Consider the following 23,610-nt stretch of genomic DNA (forward strand, 5'->3'; position numbering starts at 1 on the left):
AATCCGGTAGATATACCCATAGATATAGTGGAATAAATAAAAAAAGTACTGCAACCTTAGCGCAAAGCGAACGATCTTGTACGGCGCTAAAGCGCCAATAAAGCTCTGTTCCGCACGTGTGTACTGACTGCGGCTTGCTGCCTTGTATCACCTTGATTCTTTATTACACTGTATATTCAAATGTATATTCAAACCTTATTGCGAGGATATCCATTTTTTGTATCGATTAATCAAATATTTGTCTCGAATTTGTCCGCTCACCAGCGTCCAGATTGGATTAAGCGCCACACCGGCCGGTTTGCCTTTGCCCAGCCGTTGCAAATGGCGTTGCACAATGATTAATTGAGCCAGCCCGCGCAAGGTTTTGTCTTTAAAGCTCAGTGTAATCGCTTTGCCGTCTATTGCTTGGCCGTTTTTCCATTCATTGGGTAGATTCGGGTTCAATGCCAAGGCTGTGGCAATACCGGCCACCGCAATGCCTTCTTCCAACACGGCTTCGGCAACAGCCAATCGGCGGATGCCGCCGGTGGTCATTAAAGGCATTTTGGCTACTTTGGCGATTTTGGCCGCAAATTCCAGAAAATAAGCTTCACGCGCCAGGGTGCGGTTGTCTTTGGCTTCGCCGCTGAACAATGTCGGTGATTCGTAGCTGCCGCCTGAAAGTTCGACCAAATCCACCGCCGTGCCGTTTAACATTTCCACCACCGCCAGCGCATCGCTTTCATCAAAACCGCCGCGCTGGAAATCCGCCGAATTGATTTTCACCGCCACGGTAAAGCCGGGCGACACAACAGCACGAATCGCCGCCACAATTGCCAATAAAAAGCGGGCGCGGTTTTCGATGCTGCCGCCCCATTGGTCGCTGCGCTGATTGGATAGGGGCGATAAAAACTGACTGATTAAATAGCCGTGCGCCGCGTGAATCTGCACACCGCTAAAACCGGCTTGTTCGGCGGCTTGCGCGGTTTCGGCGAAACGGGTGATGGTGTTTGCGATTTCTTGCTCGCTCATGGCGCGCGGTTTGACAAACAACTTGGAATGTTTGCCCAGCTCCAAACCGATGGCAGAGGGCGCAAAGGTGTTTTTACCCAAACCCGCCATGGCTTGCCGGCCGGGATGATTAATCTGCATCCACACCTGCGCCCCTTTTGATTTCGCGGCATTTGCCCAAGCCTGAAAGGGGGCAATCGGGCTGTTTTTGGTCAGCACCACATCGCCTGCCGTGCTGACGCCGTTATCGTCTACCATCACGTTGCCGGTGACAATCAAACCCGCGCCGCCGTCGGCAAAACGTTGGTAAAGACGCACAAAATGTTCGTCGGGCAATTGGCCTTGTGCGGCCATGTTTTCGGCCATTGCCGATTTGCCGATGCGATTGGGCAAAGTGCTGCCGTTGGGCAGGGTGAGCGGAGTAAAAAGAGCAGAAGCCATGATGGGTGTCCTTGTCAGTATCAATTTGATAGCTGCCATGATAAAATCGCTATTGATAAAAGTCAATACTATTTTGATACTAACTTGAAAATATTGAGCGAGACAGATGATGGTGAACGAAAATTTAAACCTCTGCCCGATTTTCCGCAGCGTGCCGTTTCTCGGCGATGCGTGGAATTTGTTGATTTTGCGCGAAGCATTCAGCGGCGTTACCCGCTTTGACGGCTTCCGCAAAAATCTCGGCATTGCGCCGACCATGCTCACCAAACGCTTAAACCAGCTTACCGAAGAAGGCTTGCTGCAAAAGCACCGTTACAGCGAACACCCGCCACGTGATGAATATCTGCTCACACCGGCGGGACGTGATACGCTGCCTTTGCTGCTGATGTTGCGCGAATGGGGTAAAAAACACCGCTGCGGGCAAGCCGGCGACCGCCTGCTTGATGCGCAAACCGGGCAGGAAATCCGGCCGCTGCTGATTGATGCGGTGAGCGGTGCGCCGATTGGCGAACGGGAAATTGTGCGGGAAGTTTTGTAATGCCAACTCAAAAAATATAGTGGAATCAATAAAACGTTACACGTGGTTTTGCCAATTCAAGAGAAATTTCTTACCCCGAACGCACATAAAGTAAATTGCGACTTGCTTATACCAATTCTAAAAAATACAATACAATAAAACCCAAGCCCAAACTCCCCCAACACCACCATGCCCAAACTAACACCCCGCAAACACCAGCTGACTGATCATGATTTTTTGAAACTGTCCAAAACAGAGTCAAATCCGAGAGCGCGAATCAAATTGCTGATGCTGCATCAACTGAGCTTGAGTCACAGCTTAGACAGCATTGCACAAACCTTCGGCTATCATCAACAAAGCATCAGCGTCATCAGAAAGCACTATTGGCTGTATGGGCTGGACAGCATCTACGACAAACCCGGCAGAGGCCGCAAAAGCCTGTTGGCCGAAAAAGACATCGAAGCCTTTAAGCAAGCCATTGTAGAACAACAACAGCAAAGGGGCGGCGGCAGGCTGACTGCTGTTGATATTGCCCGTATTGCCAAGGAAGACTTTAATACCGACTACACACCGAAAGGCATTTACGGCTTATTGTCCCGCATCGGCATCAGCTGGGTATCTGCCCGCAGCCGGCATCCCAAAGCGAATCAGCAGGCAATGGATGATTTTAAAAAACTTCGTAAACCATGTTCGGACAGTGCTGCCTGAACACATTGAGTTGTCTGACGTAGACATCTGGTTTCAAGATGAAACCCGTATCGGCCAGCAAGGATCCATCACCCGGGTTTGGCACTATTGCGGCCAAAGGCCGAGGGTCGTACGCCAACAGCAATTTGAGTCTGCCTACTTATTTGGGGCATTCTGCCCCTCAAGCGGCAACAGTGTGGGTTTGGTATTGCCGTATGTAAATAAGCAAGCCATGCAGCTACATATGCAGCATATCAGCAAGGAAGTACCGGAGGGTCGTCATGCAGTGGTGGTTATGGATGGCGCTTTATGGCATCAAGCCGATTTAAACCTACATAACGTGACGATGCTGAAATTGCCGCCGTATTCACCGGAGTTGAATCCGTCTGAACAGATATGGCAGTATTTAAAGCAGCATGATTTATCGAACCGATGCTTTGATGGTTATGATGCGATTGTAGATGCTGCTTGTGCGGCTTGGAATCGGTTGCGTGTACAGCTTGAATTGATTCGGTCGATTACCTCTAGGGCTTGGTCTATTGTATGTTAATTTAGAGAATTGGTATTAGGTTTTAGAGCAATGTTCTTTCTTTTGCAACTACGTTCGGCTTTTAGTTGAGAGCGGGGTATTATTAAATTTAAATTAAAACAAGGCATCAAGCCGCAGACAGTACACAAGTACGGAACAGACTTTTGTTGGTGCTGTAGCACCGTACAAAATCGTTCGCTTTGCGCTAAGGCGAGGTAACGCAGTATTGGTTTAAATTTAATTCACGATACATGACAGCAAAAGCCGCCTGCGGTAACATGCCGTATCTTTTTTCAAGCATTTCGGACAATCCGGCATGATGACTTCGCAAGACATGCTCGCCACCGTGGATTTGGGCTCCAATAGCTTTCGCCTGCAAATCTGCCACCACCAAAACGGCCAGCTCAAAGTGGTGGACTCCATCAAAGAAATGGTGCGCTTTGCCGCCGGGTTAGACGAACACAAGCGGCTCGACGAAGCCTCACAACAACGCGCCCTCGATTGCTTGGCGCGTTTTGGCGAGCGCCTGCGCGGGCTAGCGCCGCAGCAGGTACGGGCAGTGGCCACCAACACCTTCCGCGTGGCCAAAAATATTGGCGCCTTTATGCCCCGAGCCGAAGCGGCGCTGGGCTTTCCAATTGATATTATTGCCGGGCGCGAAGAAGCGCGGTTGATTTACACCGGCGTGGTGCACACTCTGCCGCCCAATGGCGAGCGCATGCTGGTGGTCGACATCGGCGGCGGCTCCACCGAGTTTGTGATTGGCCGCGACTTGCAGCCCAGCATCACCGAAAGCCTCAATCTGGGCTGCGTTACCTACAGCATGCGCTTTTTTCCCAAAGGCAAAATCGACGCCAAAACCTTTCAGGCAGCCGTGAACCAAGCCCGTGCCGAAATCCAGCGCATCGGCAGCAATTTAAAACACACCGGCTGGGACTTTGCCGTGGGCACTTCCGGCTCCGCCCGCTCCATCCGCGATGTGATTGAAGCCGCCAACGGCAATGGCGATGACGGCATCACCTTGGCGCATATGCAGGCGATTGCCCATAAAATCATTGCCGCCGGCAGCACCAAAAAAGCCAAGCTCAACGGCCTAAAGCCCGACCGGCTGGAGGTATTTTCCGGCAGCTTGGCGGTGATGATCGGCGTCTTTACCGAGCTGGGTATCCGCACCATGCAGGTTACCGATGCCGCCCTGCGCGACGGCGTGTTTTACGACATGATTGGCCGCCGCCTCGACGACGACATGCGCAACCAAACCGTGGCCGAATTCCAAAACCGCTACCAAGTCGACAAAACCCAAGCCGCGCAAGTGGCGCAGCTGGCGGATATGTGTTTGATGGATTTGGCACGCCAATATCCCGATGCCGAAGTGGCGGTGTGGCGCCAATATGTGCGCTGGGCGGCCATGCTGCACGAAATCGGCCTTTCCATCGCCCACACCGGCTACCACAAACACGCCGCCTATATTTTGGATCAAGCCGATATGCCGGGCTTTTCGCGCAAAGAGCAACATATCTTGTCTACCTTGGTGCTCGGCCACCGTGGCGACTTACGCAAAATGAGCGATTTTGTCAACGAGCCCATGCTGTGGCTGGCCATCCTCGCCTTGCGCCTGGCCGCCCTGTTTTACCGCGCCCGCCAGCCGCTGGCACTACCGCCCTTAAGCAGCCTGCAATATTTGGCACGCCAAAAACAATTTGTGCTCACCCTTGAGCAAAGCTGGCTCGACGACAACCCGCTCACCGCCAGCGCCTTGGCGCAAGAGTCGGCACTGTGGCAGAAAATCGGCCAGCGCCTGCAACTGCGCCAACCTTAAAGCCTTGCCGTTTATGAACCCACACCCCAGCCTCAGCCTGCCCGAGCGCGTACCGCGCAGCAGCACCCAAGATGTGCCCGAGCGCGCCCTGCATGTATTGCATTACACCCCGGCGCGAGTGGAAAGCCACGACTACACCGGCACCGACATCCATTATCAAAACCTGCACTATCCTGATGCCGATGAGCTGGCGTGGCTGCATTTTGTCGGCATCACCGACGAAGCCACTCTGCGCGCCTTCCTCACCCCCTACGGCATTCACGAGCTGGTGCTGGAAGACATCCTCAACCGCCGCCAACGCCCCAAAATCGAAGACTACGGCGACTATGTGTTTATCGCCGCGCGGGTATTCGAATACAAAAACAACAAACTGAATGCCGACCAAGTTTATCTGCTCATCGGCAAACAATTTGTGATGACTTTCCAACAACGGCCGTTGGGTTTATTCAGCACCATCCGCGACTATCTGGAAAAAAACCGTTTCGATATCCGCGCCCGCGGCATTGATTTTTTGGCCTACACGTTTTTAGACCGGCTGGTGGACGACTATTTCCTCGTGCTCGACCACTACAACACCCGCGTGGAAAGCCTGGATAAACAACTGTTTGCCGCCGACAACGATGAATTATTGGTGTCGATACACAAACTCAAGCGCGACGCCATGCGCCTGCGCCGCGCCCTCTTGCCCCAGCGCGAAGTGCTGCACCAATTGGTGCGCGGTGATTTTGCACTGTTCGGCCAAGACGCCCACGTTTATCTACGCGATGTTTACGACCACAGCCAGCAATTGATTGAATCGCTCGACGGCGCCCGCGATATGGTGGTGAGCATGATGGACGTGCATTTATCGTATCAATCCAACCGGCTTAACCAGCAAATGCGCGTGCTCACTGTAATCACCATCCTGTTTATGCCGCTCACCGTGATTACCGGCATCTACGGCATGAATTTCGACCACATGCCCGAATTGCATTGGCGTTACGGCTATTTTATGGTGCTGGGGCTGATGGCCACCATCATCATCAGCCTGTTAACGTATTTCCACCGCCGCCGCTGGCTGTAATCCACACGGCCGATTCAACCCAAGGACACCCGATGACCCAAGCCCAGCACGACCACACCCAGCACCAGCTCAGCATGTCGGTATTGATGACGCCCGATATGGCCAACTTCCACGGCAATGTACACGGCGGCGATTTGCTCAAATTGCTCGACCAAGTGGCCTATGCCTGCGCCAGCCGCTATTCCGGCGAATATGTGGTCACGCTGTCGGTGGATAAAGTCACTTTTAAAGAGCCGATTCACGTGGGCGAATTGGTGACCTTTCTGGCTTCGGTCAACCATGTGGGGCGCACCTCAATGGAAATCGGCATTCGCGTGGAAGCGCAAAACATCCAGCGGCGCAGCACCCGCCACACCAACAGCTGCTACTTCACCATGGTGGCGGTAGACCAACACGGCAAGCCCGTGGCGGTGCCGCCCTTAGCGCTGAACAGCGACGAGCAACGCTGCCGCTTTGCCGCCGCCGAACAACGCAAAGCCATGCGCCTGCAAGCCAGTGCCTTGCCGTCGTGCGACAGCTGCGCCTAAATTCAAGGCTGCCTGAAAAACACAAATATTGCTTTCAGGCAGCCTTTACCCTTATTAAATCAACATCGGAGCCATTATGTTTACCGGTATTGTTTACGGCCTGGGCGAAATCAGCGCCGTAACGGATTTTCCCCACTTCCGCCAGCTGCGCGTGCGCCTGCCCGCCGGCGCCGACCAACAGCTGGCCATCGGTGCTTCCATCGCCAACAACGGCTGCTGCCTCACCGTTACCGCCATTCACAGCAACGAAGTCAGCTTCGATTTGATGGCCGAAACACTGGCCACCACCAATTTGGGCAATCTACACAGCGGCGATAAAGTGAACATCGAGCGCGCCGCGCGCTTTGGCGATGAAATCGGCGGCCATGTGATGAGCGGCCACATCATCGCCACCACCGCCATCAGCCGCATCGATGCCAGCGACCACAACCGCACCGTGTGGTTTAGGCTGCCTGAAACACTCAAGCCCTATATTTTGGCCAAAGGCTTTGTGGGGCTCGACGGTTGCAGCCTCACCATCGGCCAAGTGAGCGACAGCGAATTCAACGTGCACCTGATTCCCGAAACCCTCAACCGCACCCTATTCGGCCAGCGCCAAGTGGGCGACATCATCAACATCGAAATCGACCCGCAAACCCAAGCCGTGGTCGACACGGTAACGCGCGTATTGGCGCAGCAAGGCAGTGCTTGATGTCGCTGCATTACCGCCACCTGCTGGGCCGCCACACCCCCGCCCGTGCCAACCGCTTCACCGCCGCACTGGGCGGCTTAGCCTTAAAAATACTGGGCTGGCGCATCATCGGCACCCTGCCCGACACGCCCAAGCTGCTGGTGGTGGGCGCACCGCACACCAGCAATTACGACGGCGTGGTGGCACTGCCTGCCGTGTTGGCACTGGATTTAAAAGTCAGCCTGATGGCCAAACACAGCCTGTTTCGCGGCCCTTTGGGCCCTGTTATGCGCTGGTTCGGCCTGATTCCGGTGGAGCGCCACGCCGCCGGTGGTGCGGTGGAAGCCGCCATTGATCAATTTGCCCAACATCCGCAATTGTGGCTGGGCGTGGCGCCGGAAGGCACCCGCAGCGGCGTGGCGCAATGGAAAACCGGCTTTCACCGCATCGCCTTAGCGGCTCAAGTGCCGATTTTGCCGGTGGCGTGGGACTACGCCGAAAAAGCCATTGTGTTGGGCGAGCCGTTTATGCCCGGCACCGATTTGGAAGCCGACTTGGCACGGCTATATGCTTTTTACCGCAATAAACAACCCCGGCGGCCGGAACGCCTGTCGGCTCCGCTGCGGCAAAACAACACAGCCGAGGCTAGCGACATTACCAAACAGTAAATTTTCACTGGCGCAAATCGATTTACTTTTTGATAAACCCGGCCTACAATCAGCGCATTCCTTTTATGATTGCGCACCCATGAACACCGCCGATTTGCGCCGCCACAACCTGCGCTGCTGGATAGAGCGACACCATCATGGCCAGCAAAGCCATTTTGCCGCCGCCATCGCCCTCAATCAGGGCGAATTGTCCGGCCTGCTCAACAGCAAATCTTTCGGTGAAAAAAAAGCCCGCAAAATCGAAGCCGCCGCCGGTATGCCCGCAGGCTGGCTCGATACCGACCACCACAGCCTTGCCCATCCCTCTCCTTCCATTTCAGCAAAGCACACCACCATGACTGCGATTGCCCCCATTCCCGAAATCCTAGCCGACATCAAAGCCGGCAAAATGGTGATTCTCACCGATGCCGAAGACCGTGAAAACGAAGGCGACTTGCTGATGGCGGCTCAGTTCGTTACCCCCGAAGCCATCAACTTTATGATTAAGCACGCCCGCGGCTTGGTGTGCCTGCCCATGAACGACGATATGGTCGACCGCCTCGGCCTGCCGATGATGACGCAGAAAAACGGCGCCCAATACGGCACCAATTTCACCGTTTCCATTGAAGCGGCGCACGGCATTTCCACCGGTATTTCCGCTGCCGACCGCGCCCACACCATCCAAACCGCAGTATCGCCCGCCGCGCGCGCCGAAGACATCGTACAGCCCGGGCATATTTTTCCGCTGCGGGCGCAAAAAGGTGGTGTGCTGGTGCGCGCCGGCCACACCGAAGCCGGCGTGGATTTGGCGCAAATGAACGGCTTGGTGCCCGCAGCGGTGATTTGCGAAATCATCAACGACGACGGCACCATGGCGCGCATGCCCGAGCTGATGGCTTTTGCCGAGCAACACCATCTCAAAATCGGCACCATTGCCGACTTAATCGAATACCGCAGCCGCACCGAAAGCCTGCTCGAAGAAATGGGCGACAGCGCCATTCATACGCCGTGGGGCGATTTCAGGCAGCATGTGTATGTCGACAAACTCTCCGGCGAAACCCATTTGGCGCTGGTAAAAGGCACGCCCAAGCCCGACACCGAGGTATTGGTGCGCGTGCACGAGCCCTTTAGCGTGATGGATTTTCTAACGCCGGATCAGCAGCACACTTGGTCGCTGCCGCAGGCTTTGCAGCACATTCAGGCCGCCGAAGCCGGAGTGGTTATTTTGCTGCACCGCACCGAAAACGGCGCCACCTTGCTCGACCGCAGCCTACCCAAAGGCGCCCACCAAGCCCGCCGCTGGGACAGCAAAACCTACGGCATCGGCGCGCAAATCCTTGCCGGGCTGAATGTTAAAAAAATGCGCGTAATGGGCAAGCCTTCGTCCTTTACCGGCCTTACCGGCTTTGGCTTAGAAGTGACCGGCTTTGAAGAACCAGCGGCCTGATAACGCAAAAACCCAACTAAAAAGGCTGCCTGAAACCATTTCAGGCAGCCTTTTCGCATCACAAATCATGCCAATAATGCTAACCCAAGGTTGGCATGGAAAAAGAAGCCCCTTCACGCACCTCTGCTGTTGGCCAGCGCTGAGTAATGGTTTTGCGGCGGGTGTAAAAGCGTGCGCCATCGGGCCCGTAAGCACCTAAGTCGCCAAACAAAGATTGCTTCCAACCGCCAAAGCTGTGATACGCCACCGGCACCGGCAAAGGAATATTGATGCCCACCATGCCCACTTGGATATGGTCGCTAAAATAGCGCGCCGCTTCGCCATCGCGGGTGTAAATACAAGTGCCATTGCCGTAGATGTGCCGGTTAATCAGCGCCATCGCCTCTTGCATGGTGTCCACCCGCACAATTTGCAATACCGGGCCAAAAATTTCTTCTTGGTAGCTTAGCATGTCTGGGGTTACATGGTCGATTAACGTTGCGCCCACAAAAAAGCCGGTTTCATAACCCGCCGGTTGCACGCCGCGGCCATCCACCACCAGGGTGGCGCCTTGCTCGGCGGCGCTGGCGATATAGCCCTCCACCTTTTCCTTATGCGCCGCGGTAATCACCGGGCCAAAATCGTTGCCGCCATCGCTATAAGCGCCCACTTTCAGCCCAGTCATGGCCGTGCTGATTTGCGCCACCAGCCTATCGGCCAGCGCATCGCCCACCGCCACCACCACCGAAAGCGCCATACAGCGCTCGCCAGAAGAGCCGAAAGCCGCGCCCAGCAAGGAGTTCACCACATTATCCAAATCGGCATCGGGCATCACAATGGCGTGGTTTTTGGCACCGCCCAAAGCCTGGCAACGCTTGCCGTGGGCAGTGGCGGTGGCATAAATATAACGGGCTACCGGGGTGGAGCCCACAAAACTCACCGCTTGAATCTGCTCGTGAGCAAGCAACACATCCACCGCTTCTTTGTCGCCGTTAACCACATTAAACACGCCATCGGGCAAGCCCGCCTGTTGCAATAATTGCGCCAAATACAGGCTGGCGCTGGGGTTGCGCTCGGAAGGCTTTAACACAAAGCAGTTGCCGCAAACCAGCGCCATCGGAAACATCCACAAGGGCACCATTGCCGGAAAATTAAACGGCGTAATCCCCGCCACCACACCCAAAGGCTGGAATTCACTCCACGAATCCACGCCGGGGCCCACGTTTTTGCTAAATTCGCCCTTAAGAAACTCCGGCGCCGCACAAGCATATTCCACATTTTCAATGCCGCGTTGCAGCTCTCCTGCGGCATCGTGCACGATTTTGCCGTGCTCTTCGCCAATCAGCGCACAAATTTGGTCGCGATTGGCCTCCAGCAATTCTTTGAATTTAAACATAATGCGCACGCGCTTGAGCACCGGCGCATTGCGCCAATCGGCAAACGCAGCCTGCGCGGCGGCAATGGCTTCTTCCACCGTGGCCTTGCTGGCCAAGGCCACCTGCTTGCTCACTTGGCCGGTAGAAGGGTTGTAGACAGCTTGGCTGCGTGCCGTATCCAGCACCAGTTGGCCGTTGATAAAATGGCCGATGATTGGGGTCATAAAGATTCTCCTCAAAATAACAAAAACTTATTCCGTATATTCCACCGCCACTTTGGCCAATACGTCATCATAAATCGCCAATGCCCGCGCCACTTCTTCGGCGCTAACATTGCACGGCGGCACCACATGAATGCGGTTGTCGGCAATAAACGGCAACAGCCCGCGTGCCATGCAGGCAGCCTTAATCGTATTCATGGCCGCTGCCGGCAATTTGGCGCGGCTGGCGCGGTTGGCCACCAATTCCAGCGCCCAAAACACCCCCATCCCGCGCACTTCGCCGATAAGGGCATGTTTATCGGCCAAGGCACGCAAACCGGCGCCCAGCAATTCGCCCATCTGGGCGGCATGTTCCACCATTCCTTCTTCCTTCATGGCATCAATGGTGGCCACAATGGAAGCCATCGCCAGTGGATGGCCAGAATACGTCAGGCCGCCAGGAAACATTTTGTCGTTAAAATAATCGCTCAAGGCGGTGGAAATAATCACCCCGCCCGCAGGCACATAGCCGGAATTCACACCTTTGGCAAAGGTAATCAAATCGGGCACCACATCATAATGTTCCAGCGCAAACCATTTGCCAGTACGGCCAAAGCCAGACATCACTTCATCCATAATCATGATGATGCCAAACTCATCGCACAAGGCACGCACGCCCTGCATATAACCCGGCGGCGGCACCATAATACCGGCGGTGCCCGGCACGCTTTCCAGCAAAATGGCGGCAATGCCATCGGGTCCTTCCGACTCAATCACCCGGCGCAAATGGTGTAAGGCACGCGCACATTCTTGCGCCTCATCCGCCGCCCAGAATTCAGAGCGGTATAAATAAGGGCTAAAAAAATGCACATGGCCGCGCGCATATTCGTTGGGTACGCGGCGGGCATCGCCGGTGGCCACAATGGCCGCACCGGTATTGCCATGATAAGAGCGGTAGGATGACAACACCTTGTCGCGGCCGGTATAGAGGCGCGCCATGCGGATGGCGTTTTCATTGGCATCCGCCCCCGCATTGGTAAAAAACACCTTGCTAAAACCCGCCGGCGCCAGCGCCACAATCCGCTGGGCGGCCTGATTGCGCATATGGTTGGCGGTGGAGGGCGCAATGGTGGTGAGCTCATCGGCTTGCGCCTTAATCGCCGCCACCACTTTGGGATGTTGATGGCCGATATTGGTGTTCACCAGCTGGCTGCTGAAATCCAGATATTCTTTGCCATCGTAATCCCACAACACACAGCCCTGCCCGGATTGAATCACCAAGGGATTCAACGCCCCTTGTACCGACCACGAATGAAACACAAATTCCCGATCTTGTTGGTGTACCAAGGCATTATTGGTTTTTTGATCATGGGTAAGCGCCATTTTACGCACTCCTAAATTAAATAGATTAAGCAGATAGAATTTGAGACCGGCCAAGCGCATCAGGTAGCGCCATCGCCCGTATGCGGATGGCCAGCCAAACCGGCCAACACATCACACGGAAACAAAGCGATTATGCATGGAATCGCTATTGTGTGTCTGCATGTTTTCAGGCAGCCTTTTTATGGATAATGAGGCTGCCTGAATATGCCGATTTAAGGCCATGACGGTGCTTTTTGAGGATTTTGTTTTTATCCTGTATTATCGGCATCTTTGCCCGCCCTTTGGCCCTGTATCATCAGACCGTAAAAGCCTTCGCGCCCGCATCCATCTGCCTTTCAGAAAGCCCTTTATGAGCACCCCGTTGATTTCACCAAAACTTGCCGCCCCCGGCTTGGTGCTGGGCTGTGTGGTGTTTGGCTTGGGCAGTGTGATTGTGAAATTTGTGCCGGTGGGCGGCTATGCCATCGCGTTTTGGCGGCTGGCGCTGGCGGCGGTGGTGTTTTGGCTGCTGATGCGTTTTTTCGGCCAGCGCCTGCCCAAAAGCAGCCGCGCCCGCCGTTTTGCCTTGTTGTCGGGCGTGTTTTTGGCGTTTGATTTGGCTTTTTGGCACGAAAGCATCCACGCGGTGGGGCCGGGCATTTCCACTTTGCTCAACAGCCTGCAAATTTTCTTTTTGGCCGCCATTGCCTGGTTTTTCTTTGGCGAGCGCCAAACCCGTTTGCAACTGGTGAGCCTGGTGATTGCCATTGGCGGCGTGCTGCTGATTGCCAGCCCGGAATTGCGCCACAATTTGGATGCCGGCTACGGCATTTTGATGGGCTTAGTGTCCGGCGCCATGCTGGCCGCTTCCATGGCCTGCATCCGCCAAACCCACACCGCCGAGCCCACGGCGCTGTTTCCGCTGATGCTGTTGGTGAGCTTGGGCGGCGCGGCGGTGCTGATTTTGCCCTCGCTGCTGCTCAACGCCGATGCGCTTTACCCCACCACTTGGCGCGACATCGGCCTGATTTTGATTTACGCGGTGGTGATGCAGTGTTTTGCTTGGGGGCTGATTGCCTATGCCATTCCCTTGCTGTCGCTCACGCTCACCGGGCTGTTGCTGCTCTCCGAGCCGGTGGCGGCCTTGCTGATTGATTATTTTTGGCTGCACAAACCGATTAACGGCTGGCAATGGGCGGGCGCGGCGCTCACTTTGTTGGCGATTTATCTGGGCTCACTCAAGCCGCGCAAAACGCCCAAGGCTGCCTGAAAACCGCCAAGCATTCTAAAGTTGCTCTAAATCAGGTAAAATCCAGCGCCTATCCTCTTCTAAAATACCCACGCATGAACAATCCCTTTGCCCAAGCCCTATCTGCCGCCATCGGCCGCTGCATCGCCACCAAAGCGGTGAGCGAAGACGGCGCTGCGGTGGGCTTTATGTACCGCGAAGCGCCGCTGTTTGAAGAAGACAGCGGCTGGCGCTTTTTCAGCGGCGACGAGACCGACGACTACACCGACAACGCCGCCAATTTCACCGTCTACAGCGTGGCCGACATCAGCAGCCACACCCCCGACATCGCCCCTTTGCTCGGCCAGCCGCCGGGCAGCGCTTGGGAGCGCAATGACGATGGCGACTGGATTGCCGTAGCCGATTGGCAGCCACGCGACTAACTTCAACTAAAGGCCATCCATGAAACAAATTCTTCCCAACCACCACGGCAAAGGCTTGCGCATCGGCATTGTGCAGGCACGGTTTTCCAACGGCATCGGCAGCGCCCTGCTCAAAGCCTGCGTGGCACGCCTGCACGAGCTGGGCGTGAAAGACAAGCACATCACCGTGGCCACCGTGCCCGGCGCACTGGAAGTGCCGCTGGTATTGCAAAACATGGCCGCCAGCGATGAATACGATGCCTTGGTGGCGCTGGGGGTGATTATCCGCGGCGAAACCTACCATTTCGAGCTGGTGGCCAATGAATCCGGCGCCGGTGTGTCGCGCGTGAGCCTGGATTTCAACATCCCCATTGCCAATGCCATCCTTACCACCGAAAACGAAGCCCAAGCCATTGCCCGTATGCACATCAAAGGCGCGGAAGCGGCGGTGGTGGCGGTAGAGCTGGCCAATTTGCTGCGTTAACCTTTTTTGAAAGCAATACCATGTCCATGATTACCCCCCGCCGCCGCGCCCGCCAATTTGTGGTGCAGGCACTCTATCAAGCACTGCTCAACCCCGATGCCTCCACCGCCGAAATCGCCAAAAACATGCGCGAAAACGATTTGTTTGCCAAAGCGGATGAGGCTTTATTCACCGGCGTATTTTTCGGCGCCCATGCCAACCAGCGCACTTATATGCAGGAAATCCGCCCGCTGCTGGACCGCAGCGAAGACGAGCTCAACCCGGTGGAGCGCTCGGTGTTGCTGATGGCCTACCACGAGCTGGCCACCATGCCGGAAACCCCTTATCCGGTAATCATCAACGAAGCGATTGAAATCACCAAAACCTACGGCGGCACCGACGGCTATAAATTTGTGAACGGCATTCTCGACAAATTGGCCACCCAATTGCGCCCCAACGACCCGCCACGCGGCTAAATTTTCTTCAGGCAGCCTTATGAACACATCACCCCATGATTTCCGCGAGGCCTATCAGGCCAACGCCATCGAAACCACCTTGCCGCCGGGCAACGACAACGAAATGGAAGTGGAGCTGGCCAGCCCGTGGGCGCGCATGGGCGCTTATCTGATTAACTCGCTGCTCAGCGTGGTGGTGGTGTTGCCGTTTATCATTGCGGCATGGCCTCAGTTGATGGCCGAATTAAGCGGCCAAAGCATAAACGCCGACAACATCAATCCCGGCGGTATATTCATCAGCTTGGCCATCAGCATGCTATTGGGCTTGATTCTGCTGGTGTGGCAAATCGTGTGGATGGTGCAACGCGGCCAATCTATCGGCAAACGCCTGCTCGGCATCAAAGTAATCGGCCTAAATGGCGAAAACCCCGGCTTTGTCGGCACCGTGCTGCTGCGCGAAGTGGTGTATTACCTGATTGTGCTGGTGATTACCTTTATCCTCGGCGCCATATTGGGCGCGGTGATGGCCGTGGGCGGCGCGCTTGATGCCATCGAGCAATACAGCTATGTTTTCGACTTATTGGGCTATATTCCCACCATTATTTGCACCATCATGCTGTTTCGCAGCCAAGCCCTGCGCCGCACCTTGCAAGACTATCTGGCCAAAACACTGGTGGTTAAAGCCTGATATGCCCTACACAAGGCTGCCTGAAACCATTGTTTTTCTTTCAGGCAGCCTTGTAAAATGATTGAAATTATGTGCTTTTATCAAAGTGCGGCTATTTATAATTATTTTGTTTAAGCTAGCTGAAACGAAAAATCCGTGCAGCTTTCCCCTTGGCGCAGCCGAACGGAACATGGTTTTGGCGGGAACAAGGGCGGTCCGGAGCGCAGCGACTAGCGCCCGCCGCCAAAAGCATGTGTAGTGAGGGAAGTTTGGCGTAGCCAAATCTGCAACCGGGGTCGCCTTTCTTTGCCTACTTTCTTTGGCGAAGCAAAGAAAGTAGGTGGCCGCGCGGCCATGAAGCGCAAAGTAAAACGATACAGAAATGAATATTAAAATACAGCCAGTTTTTATTTTAAAATAATCCGCTTTATTTCCAGCTTACCTAATGCAAAGTATCAGGCTGCCTGAACGGATTATTTTTCTTTCAGGCAGCCTTATAAAAATCCACAGCATAAAAAACTACCGCCACCCAAAGGAATTCTCATGCCGCAATACCGCTCCAAAACCTCCACCCACGGCCGCAATATGGCGGGTGCGCGTGCCTTGTGGCGTGCCACCGGCATGACCGACGGCGATTTTGGCAAGCCCATTATCGCCATTGCCAACTCCTTCACCCAATTCGTGCCCGGCCATGTGCATTTGCACAATATGGGGCAATTGGTGGCGCGTGAAATCGAAGCAGCGGGCGGCATTGCCAAAGAATTCAACACCATCGCCGTAGACGACGGCATCGCCATGGGCCACGGCGGCATGCTCTACAGCCTGCCCAGCCGCGATTTGATTGCCGACAGCGTGGAATACATGGTCAACGCCCACTGCGCCGATGCATTGGTGTGCATTTCCAATTGCGACAAAATCACCCCCGGCATGTTGATGGCCGCGCTGCGCCTGAACATCCCCACCGTATTCGTGTCCGGTGGGCCGATGGAAGCGGGCAAGGTTATCGGTGTGGCCAACATCACCGACGAGCGCAAACTGGACTTGGTAGACGCCATGGTGGATGCGGCTAACGACCAAATTTCCGATGAAGCCGTGGCCGCCGTAGAGCGCAGCGCCTGCCCCACTTGCGGCTCCTGCTCCGGCATGTTTACCGCCAATTCCATGAACTGCCTCACCGAAGCCTTGGGCTTGTCGCTGCCCGGCAACGGCTCGTTGCTCGCCACCCATGCCGGGCGCAAAGAATTGTTTCTCGAAGCAGGCCGCTTGATTGTGGACATCACCAAGCGCCACTACGAGCAAGACGACGCCAGCGTATTGCCGCGCAGCATCGCCAGCAAAGCCGCGTTTGAAAACGCCATGAGCCTCGACGTGGCCATGGGCGGCTCCACCAACACCGTATTGCACCTGCTGGCCGCCGCCCACGAAGCCGAAGTCGACTTTAAAATGGCCGACATCGACCGCATCAGCCGCCAAGTGCCGTGCCTGTGCAAAGTGGCACCCGCCACCCAAAAATACCACATGGAAGACGTACACCGCGCCGGCGGCGTAATGGGCATTCTGGCCGAGCTCGACCGCGCCGGCTGCCTGAACACCAATGTGCCTACCATTCATGCAGGCAGCCTGAAAGACGCCTTGGCACAATGGGACATCACCAACCCGGCCAACAGCGCCGCCCACCAGCGTTTTCTGGCCGCACCCGGCGGCGTGCGCACCACCGAAGCCTTTTCGCAAAACCGCCAATGGCCAAGCCTGGATACCGATCGCGAGCAAGGCTGCATCCGCAACCGCGCCCATGCCTACTCGCAAGACGGCGGCCTCGCAGTGTTGTTTGGCAATATCGCCGAGCGCGGCTGCGTGGTGAAAACCGCCGGTGTCGACGACAGCATTCTTCAATTCAGCGGCCGCGCCCGCGTATTTGAAAGCCAAGACGACGCCGTGGCCGCCATTTTGAACGAGCAAATCGTGGCCGGTGATATCGTGGTCATCCGCTACGAAGGCCCCAAAGGCGGCCCCGGTATGCAGGAAATGCTCTATCCCACCAGCTACCTGAAATCCAAAGGCTTGGGCAAAGCCTGCGCCTTGCTCACCGACGGGCGCTTTTCCGGCGGCACCTCCGGCTTGAGCATCGGCCATGTGTCACCCGAAGCCGCCGAAGGCGGCGCCATCGGCTTGGTGGTGGAAGGCGACATGATTGAAATCGACATCCCCGCGCGCCGCATCCATCTGGCCGTGAGCGATGCCGTATTGGAAGGCCGCCGCGAAGCCATGGAAGCACGCGGCAACAAAGCGTGGCAAGCAAGCGATCGCCAACGCCCGGTTTCCGCTGCTCTGCGCGCCTACGCCGCCATGACCACCAGCGCCGACACCGGCGCCGTGCGCGATGTATCGCAAGTTGAACGCCGCTAACTATTGTACTAAAAGCAATGCCGCCATTTCTTAATAAAATGGCGGCATTTTTTAATCTTGATGCAAAGATAGGTACGGTTAACGCGGCGTAACCATATAGTAAAATAAAAGAAAAACTGATAAAAAAGCAGTAAATTTCAAACTGTTCGTGCGTAGCCGCAGACAATACAGGCAGTACGGAACAGGATTTGTTAGCGCTTTTAGCGCCTTACAAAATCGTTCTCTTCGAGCTAAGGCACAGCAACGCCGTAGCACTTTGTTATGCATTCACTATAGCTACCACCCAATTCATGATGTTCGTGCCGCTATCCGGCGGCCAGCGCCAACATCTCACGCGCATGTTCGCGGGTGGTGGTGGTGATGGTTTCGCCGCCGAGCATACGGGCGATTTCATCCACCCGCGCTGCATCGGCCAGCACACTGATGCGGCTCACCGTGCTGTTTTCGGTGCTGTTTTTTTGCACTTGCCAATGCTGCTCGCCGCAGGCCGCCACTTGCGGCAAATGGGTGATGGCCAGCACTTGCCGCTCTTGCCCCAAGGCACGCAGCGCCTTGCCCACCACTTCGGCCACGGCGCCGCCGATGCCGCTGTCCACTTCGTCAAAAATCAGCATCGGCACCGCTGTGTATTGGCTGGTTACCATTTGCAGCGCCAAGCTGATGCGCGCCAGCTCGCCGCCAGACGCCACTTTGCTCATCGCACGCAAGGGCGAGCCTTTGTTGGCCGCCACCTGATATTGCACTTGCTCGGTGCCGTGTACCGATGGCGCCGCCGGGCTGAGCTGGATATGGAACTGCGCACCGCGCATGGCCAATTCCTGCATATGGGTGGCGGTTTCGGCGGCCAGCCGTTGGGCGGCGCTGCTGCGTTTGGCCGACAAGGCCGCCGCGGCGGTGTGGTAGGCAGCTTCGGCTTTGGCGGTATTGGCCGCCAGCGCATCCAAATCGGCCGCCGCAGCCAATTCGGCCAATGCTTGCTCGATTTCTTGCTGCTTGGCGAGTAGCTCAGCCGGTTCAATGCGGTATTTGCGGGCGGTGCTCATCAAGGTTTGCAGGCGCTCTTCTTGTTGCGCCAACAGGTTTTCGTCCATTTCCACATGTGCCACAGCGGTGCGCATATTGGCGCTCACTTCGCTTAATTCGGCTTCGATGGAGTCAAGCAAGGCCAAGCTGTCGGCAAATTGCGGTGCTACCTTGAGCAAGGGTTGCAGCCATTGCTGGCAGCGGTAAATCTGGCTTTGCAGGCCGTCGTCGCCATCCACCATTTCGCCCACCGCTTCGGCTGCCTGCATCAATTCGGCAGCGTGTGCCAATAGGTCGTGGCTGTGGCTGATTTCTTCCCATTCGCCGGTGTGTAAGCCTAAGGCCGACAATTCGTCAAACTGCCATTGCAAGCGCTCGCGCTCCAGCGCCAAGGTGTCGGCCTGATTGCGGGCGGCTTCCCATTGCTGTTGTGCCTGCTGCCAAGCCTGCCAGCTTTGGCGCACCGCGGCCACTTCAGGCGCGGCGGCGGCAAAAGCGTCCAGCAGCTCACGTTGCGCCGCTTCGCTGCCCAGCCGCTGGTGTTCGTTTTGGCCGTGGATGTCGATAAGCTGCTCGCCAATCTGCTTGAGTTGGCTTAAGGTGGCCGCTTGGTTGTTGATAAAACTGCGGCTTTTGCCTTTAACATCAATCACACGGCGGATGCTCAGCTCGGTGTCGTCGGCCGCCAGCAGCCCTTGTGCCTGCAAATCAGCACGCAATTCGGGCAAGTCGGCCACGTCAAATAGAGCCGAAAGCTGGGCTTCGGCAGCGCCATGGCGGATTTGGCCGTAATCGGCCTTATTGCCCAGCAGCAAGCCCAAAGCATCGAGGGTGATGGATTTACCGGCACCGGTTTCGCCGGTGAGCACGGTAAAGCCGTGCTGGAAGTTCAAATTAAGGGTATCGACCAGCACAAAATCGCGTAAAGATAAAGCCAGCAGCATATTGTTCCTTGATTGAGATACACATTTATCGACTGCCTGAAAAGGCTGCCTGAACAGTTTATTGAGACAGGCTACCTGAAGCGGCCACCGTTAAATGCAGTTGCGGAAATGCCGTGCCAAGCTGCGCCATTTGCACCGCCGACAATGGTGTTTCCAGCGTGAGCATACAGGCGTAATGGTCTTTCCCCACCCGCCACAAATGATAATCACGCACTTGCGCCCACAAACCTTCATCGCGCAGATAATCGGCCAGCGCGGCGGCCATGGTGCCGTCCATTTCCGCATCCAGCAGTATTTTGCCGCTGCTGGCCAATAAACCCACCGCCCAACGCCCCACCAGCAAACCGCCGACGATGCCCATCAAGGCGTCGAGCCAATTCCAGCCGAAATACTTGCCCGCCAGCAAGGCCACAATTGCCGCCACCGATGTGAGCGCATCGGCCAGCACATGCAGATAGGCCGAGCGCATATTGAGATCGTGGCCGTGTTGATGGCCGTGGGTATGGGCATGGCCATGCGAATGATCATGCCCATCATCATGATGATGGTGATGGCCGTTGCCACTGCCTTGCAGCAGCCATACGCTGGCCACATTCACCAGCAAGCCCACCACCGCCACCAGTAAGGCGCTGTTAAAGGCAATGGTTTGCGGCTGCAACAGCCGCCATACCGACTCATAAGCCATGCCCAGCGCCACCAGCAGCAATAATAAGGCGCTCACAAATCCGGCCAGAATTTCGATTTTCCAAGTGCCGAAGGCAAAGCGCTTATCGGCGGCAAAACGGCGTGCCGCCCAATAGGCAAACAGGGTTAGCCCCATCGCCAGCGCGTGCGAGCTCATGTGCCAGCCGTCGGCCAACAGCGCAATCGAGTTAAACAGGCTGCCGGCGGTGATTTCCACCGCCATGGTGGCCACGGTAAGCACAAACACCCACCACACGGCGCGCTGGCCGTGACGGTTGCCGTGGTCGAAACGGCGCTGGGCGCTGCACGGATAAGCCGCAGCGGCGCTAGGCAAAGCAGGGGTATTATTTGTAGGAGAATGGTTCATGGCTAGATGTGTGGCGGTTTAAACCAGCTGCTCGCCCCAATGCAGTTTTTGGCGCAGGGTTTTGTAATATTGGTAATCGGTGGGGTGCAATACGCGCAAGGTGTTGCGGTAGCGGCGGATTTGGATGCGGTCCATGCTGTGGATGTCCACATATGACTGGCCGTCGAAATGCGCACGCGCATCGCCGCCTTTGGTCACCAAAATATCGATTTCACTGGTGTCGCTCACCGCAATCGGGCGGTTGGTCATCGATTGCGGGCAAATCGGCACCAGGCTGAAAGCACGCAGGGTAGACTGTAAAATCGGCCCGCCCGCGGCCAAGGCGTAAGCAGTGGAGCCGGTGGGTGTGGACACAATCAGCCCGTCCGAGCGCTGGGTATACACGAATTCGCCGTTGATAAACACTTCAAATTCAATCATCTGCCCCATGCCGCCCCGGCTGAGCACCACATCGTTTAGCGCCAGCGCACGTTTAATTTCCGCGCCGTCACGCTGCACCACGGTTTCCAGCAAAATGCGCTCTTCCGGCAGGTATTTGCCGGTGAGCATACCGGCAAAATCGGCCACCATGCTTTCGCGCGGCACTTGGGTTAAAAAGCCCAAATGCCCTTGATGCACGCCAATCATCGGCACCCGATACGGTGCCAACTTGCGCGCCACTGACAGCAAAGTGCCGTCGCCGCCCAACACCACCACCAAATCGCATTGCCGCCCCATCTCGTCTTTGCTGATGACATGGCATTGTTGCAGGCTGTGTTCGTCGACCAGATTTTCGGCCACCGCATCGGCATCCAAATAAATCTGAATATCTTGCGCATACAAAAAGTCAACCAGCTCGTGCAAGGTCTGGCGGATGTGCGGGGTATTCGGGCGCGTTACCACGCCGATATGATGAAATTGGCTGTTCATGGCTGGCTTTGCAAAAGACGCAAGGAGCGGCAAACCGTGCCGCTGTTTTTCGCCGCCATTATAGCCCAATACCCGCAGCGGCAATGTATAGTGAATTAAATTTGAACCAATTCTGCGTTGGCTCGCCTTAGCGCAAAGCGAACGAGTTTGTAAGGCGTAGGCGCGCCAACAAACTCTGTTCCGTACATGTGTACTGTCTGCGGCGCAACTCAAAGAGAACGATTTACTAAGGTGCTAAAGCACCAAGTAAATCAGTTCCGCCTTGTATGATTTACTGAAGTTACGTATTTATATAAATAAAGCACAACCATTTATAGGTTATTTTGTTTAGGCTGCCTGAAACGTACAATCCGTGCAGCCTTCCCCTGGCGCAGCCGAGTCGGAGCGGATTTTAGCGGGAGAAGGGTGCGCTATGTTTGAGCGCAGCGAGTTCGCACCCGCCGCTAAAATTCGTGGAGATGAGGGTAGTTTGCGCAGCAAACCTGCAACCGGGGTCGCCTTTCTTTGCCTACTTTCTTTGGCGAAGCAAAGAAAGTAGGTGGCCGCGCGGCCAGAAAGCGCAAAGTAAAACGATAAGAAACGAATGTAAAAATGCAGCCTGTTTTTAAATAATCCGCTTCGTTTTACTTAGTTTTCCAATGGATTGCCGAATCAAGTTCGGCAATGACGGGTTACATTTCAAGTAGCCTGAGATAGGCAGGGACGTAACTTCAGTGATTTATTTTCTCTGCTATATCGTGCGCTATAATGCCCGCACAATCCACACCCGGTTTGTTTTCAGGCAGCCTTGCGGCTAAAATAGCGCACCTGTTCACCACTGCCGCCGCCCATATGCCCGCCACCACCATTCCCAAAGCCCTTGCTCTGCTCGGCCCCACTGCCTCGGGCAAAACCGGCTTGGCTTTGGCGCTGGCGCAACACTTGCCGGTGGAAATCATCAGCCTGGATTCGGCGCTGGTATACCGAGAGATGGACATCGGCACCGCCAAGCCCAGCGCGACGGAACGCGCGGCGGTGCCGCATCATTTAATCGACATTATCTCGCCGCTGCAAAGCTACAGCGCGGCGCAATTTGTGGCCGACTGCACCCGCTTGGCGGCCGAAATCAACGCACGCCAACGCCTGCCGCTGATTGTGGGTGGCACCATGATGTATTACCACGCCCTCACCCACGGCTTAAACACGCTGCCTGAAGCCGACGCCGCCATCCGCACCGAGTTGCAAGCACAAAAACAGCAGCACGGCCTGGCTTATTTATATGCGCAGTTACAACGCATCGACCCCGTCACCGCCGCACGGCTTAAACCGGCCGACAGCCAACGCATTGAGCGGGCGCTGGAAGTGTGGCAGCTCACCGGCCAGCCCTTAAGCCAGCATTTTGCCGAACAGCAAACCTTTAGCCCGCCGCTGGCCTTGCACAGCATCGCCCTGATGCCGACCGAACGCGCTTGGTTACATCAACAAATCGCCGGCCGCTTCGAGCACATGTTGGCACACGGCTTTATCGACGAAGTGCGCGCCTTACAGCAACACTACCCCGCGCTACACGCCGATATGCCCAGCATGCGCTGCGTGGGCTACCGCCAAGTGTGGGATTATCTGGCCGGCAGCGGCACCACCCACACCCTGGCCGAGCGTGGCATTGCCGCCACCCGCCAACTGGCCAAGCGGCAACTCACCTGGCTGCGCAAACTCAATGCCGACACCGTGCTGGATTGCAGCAAGCACCCAGATATGCTGCCTGAAACCTTGGCGGTTTGCCGCCAACACTTCGGCATTTAATGCCCG

22 protein-coding genes are annotated in these 23,610 nt (G+C 55.9%); 16 read left to right on the plus strand and 6 right to left on the minus strand.

Going from position 1 to position 23,610, the window contains the following annotated elements:
• Positions 1-195: 195 nt before the first annotated feature.
• Positions 196-1,431, minus strand: a complete 1,236-nt coding sequence (locus JQU52_RS11995) for an NADH:flavin oxidoreductase/NADH oxidase family protein (RefSeq protein ID WP_230338716.1) — start codon at positions 1,429-1,431, stop codon at positions 196-198.
• A gap of 106 nt (positions 1,432-1,537) precedes the next feature.
• Between JQU52_RS11995 and JQU52_RS12000 the strand changes: the two genes are divergently transcribed.
• From JQU52_RS12000 to ribBA, 9 genes are all read left to right on the plus strand, one after another.
• Entirely contained in the window at positions 1,538-1,969 is a 432-nt protein-coding gene (locus tag JQU52_RS12000) for a winged helix-turn-helix transcriptional regulator (protein ID WP_230338717.1), read from the plus strand.
• Between the two features lie 168 nt (positions 1,970-2,137).
• Positions 2,138-2,656 carry a winged helix-turn-helix domain-containing protein gene (locus JQU52_RS12005; RefSeq protein WP_230338718.1) on the plus strand — a complete coding sequence of 173 codons (519 nt, stop codon included), beginning with the start codon at positions 2,138-2,140 and terminating at the stop codon, positions 2,654-2,656.
• Entirely contained in the window at positions 2,610-3,185 is a 576-nt protein-coding gene (locus JQU52_RS12010) for an IS630 family transposase (protein WP_230338719.1), read from the plus strand. Before JQU52_RS12005 ends, JQU52_RS12010 begins: the two co-directional genes overlap by 47 nt.
• A gap of 298 nt (positions 3,186-3,483) precedes the next feature.
• A complete protein-coding gene (ppx, locus tag JQU52_RS12015; RefSeq protein WP_230340577.1) occupies positions 3,484-4,983 on the plus strand; it encodes an exopolyphosphatase in 1,500 nt (499 codons plus the stop codon).
• 13 nt (positions 4,984-4,996) lie between these two features.
• Positions 4,997-6,046: a magnesium/cobalt transporter CorA gene (corA, locus tag JQU52_RS12020; protein WP_230338720.1), complete on the plus strand. Its 1,050-nt coding sequence runs from the start codon at positions 4,997-4,999 to the stop codon at positions 6,044-6,046.
• Positions 6,047-6,078: 32 nt separating this feature from the next.
• Positions 6,079-6,573 carry an acyl-CoA thioesterase gene (locus tag JQU52_RS12025; protein WP_230338721.1) on the plus strand — a complete coding sequence of 165 codons (495 nt, stop codon included), beginning with the start codon at positions 6,079-6,081 and terminating at the stop codon, positions 6,571-6,573.
• 76 nt (positions 6,574-6,649) lie between these two features.
• Entirely contained in the window at positions 6,650-7,264 is a 615-nt protein-coding gene (locus JQU52_RS12030) for a riboflavin synthase subunit alpha (RefSeq protein ID WP_230338722.1), read from the plus strand.
• A complete protein-coding gene (locus tag JQU52_RS12035) occupies positions 7,264-7,911 on the plus strand; it encodes a lysophospholipid acyltransferase family protein (RefSeq protein WP_230338723.1) in 648 nt (215 codons plus the stop codon). The genes JQU52_RS12030 and JQU52_RS12035 overlap by 1 nt, the downstream gene beginning before the upstream one ends.
• A gap of 79 nt (positions 7,912-7,990) precedes the next feature.
• On the plus strand, positions 7,991-9,337 hold the full coding sequence (gene ribBA / locus JQU52_RS12040) for a bifunctional 3,4-dihydroxy-2-butanone-4-phosphate synthase/GTP cyclohydrolase II (RefSeq protein ID WP_230338724.1): 1,347 nt from the start codon (positions 7,991-7,993) through the stop codon (positions 9,335-9,337).
• Positions 9,338-9,416: 79 nt separating this feature from the next.
• Here ribBA and JQU52_RS12045 read toward each other — a convergent pair whose 3' ends face one another.
• A complete protein-coding gene (locus JQU52_RS12045; RefSeq protein ID WP_230338725.1) occupies positions 9,417-10,916 on the minus strand; it encodes a CoA-acylating methylmalonate-semialdehyde dehydrogenase in 1,500 nt (499 codons plus the stop codon).
• Between the two features lie 27 nt (positions 10,917-10,943).
• Positions 10,944-12,335, minus strand: a complete 1,392-nt coding sequence (locus JQU52_RS12050; protein ID WP_230338726.1) for an aspartate aminotransferase family protein — start codon at positions 12,333-12,335, stop codon at positions 10,944-10,946.
• Positions 12,336-12,624: 289 nt separating this feature from the next.
• On the opposite strand from JQU52_RS12050, the gene JQU52_RS12055 reads away from it, so the two are divergent.
• The 6 genes from JQU52_RS12055 to ilvD all read left to right on the plus strand — a co-directional run bounded on the left by JQU52_RS12055 (position 12,625) and on the right by ilvD (position 17,895).
• The gene (locus JQU52_RS12055) at positions 12,625-13,524 is read left to right on the plus strand and encodes a DMT family transporter (protein ID WP_230338727.1); all 900 of its coding nucleotides are present in this window, start codon (positions 12,625-12,627) and stop codon (positions 13,522-13,524) included.
• Positions 13,525-13,598: 74 nt separating this feature from the next.
• Complete coding sequence (locus JQU52_RS12060) at positions 13,599-13,925, plus strand: DUF2185 domain-containing protein (protein WP_230338728.1); 327 nt, start codon at positions 13,599-13,601, stop codon at positions 13,923-13,925.
• Between the two features lie 19 nt (positions 13,926-13,944).
• Positions 13,945-14,388 carry a 6,7-dimethyl-8-ribityllumazine synthase gene (gene ribH, locus JQU52_RS12065; protein WP_230338729.1) on the plus strand — a complete coding sequence of 148 codons (444 nt, stop codon included), beginning with the start codon at positions 13,945-13,947 and terminating at the stop codon, positions 14,386-14,388.
• A gap of 26 nt (positions 14,389-14,414) precedes the next feature.
• Positions 14,415-14,843: a transcription antitermination factor NusB gene (gene nusB, locus JQU52_RS12070; protein ID WP_230340578.1), complete on the plus strand. Its 429-nt coding sequence runs from the start codon at positions 14,415-14,417 to the stop codon at positions 14,841-14,843.
• 19 nt (positions 14,844-14,862) lie between these two features.
• A complete protein-coding gene (locus JQU52_RS12075; RefSeq protein ID WP_230338730.1) occupies positions 14,863-15,510 on the plus strand; it encodes an RDD family protein in 648 nt (215 codons plus the stop codon).
• 522 nt (positions 15,511-16,032) lie between these two features.
• Positions 16,033-17,895, plus strand: coding sequence for a dihydroxy-acid dehydratase (gene ilvD / locus JQU52_RS12080; protein ID WP_230338731.1), 1,863 nt, complete (start codon positions 16,033-16,035; stop codon positions 17,893-17,895).
• Between the two features lie 305 nt (positions 17,896-18,200).
• Here ilvD and recN read toward each other — a convergent pair whose 3' ends face one another.
• From recN to JQU52_RS12095, 3 genes are read right to left on the minus strand one after another with little or no spacing between them, the layout of a single operon-like run.
• Positions 18,201-19,862: a DNA repair protein RecN gene (recN, locus tag JQU52_RS12085; protein WP_230338732.1), complete on the minus strand. Its 1,662-nt coding sequence runs from the start codon at positions 19,860-19,862 to the stop codon at positions 18,201-18,203.
• Positions 19,863-19,920: 58 nt separating this feature from the next.
• A complete protein-coding gene (gene dmeF, locus JQU52_RS12090) occupies positions 19,921-20,913 on the minus strand; it encodes a CDF family Co(II)/Ni(II) efflux transporter DmeF (protein ID WP_268866616.1) in 993 nt (330 codons plus the stop codon).
• 18 nt (positions 20,914-20,931) lie between these two features.
• On the minus strand, positions 20,932-21,822 hold the full coding sequence (locus JQU52_RS12095; protein ID WP_230338733.1) for an NAD(+) kinase: 891 nt from the start codon (positions 21,820-21,822) through the stop codon (positions 20,932-20,934).
• Between the two features lie 831 nt (positions 21,823-22,653).
• On the opposite strand from JQU52_RS12095, the gene miaA reads away from it, so the two are divergent.
• Positions 22,654-23,604 carry a tRNA (adenosine(37)-N6)-dimethylallyltransferase MiaA gene (gene miaA / locus JQU52_RS12100; protein WP_230340580.1) on the plus strand — a complete coding sequence of 317 codons (951 nt, stop codon included), beginning with the start codon at positions 22,654-22,656 and terminating at the stop codon, positions 23,602-23,604.
• The last annotated feature ends 6 nt before the right edge of the window (positions 23,605-23,610 follow it).

The organism is Paralysiella testudinis (assembly GCF_016894345.1).
Taxonomy (GTDB): domain Bacteria; phylum Pseudomonadota; class Gammaproteobacteria; order Burkholderiales; family Neisseriaceae; genus Paralysiella; species Paralysiella testudinis.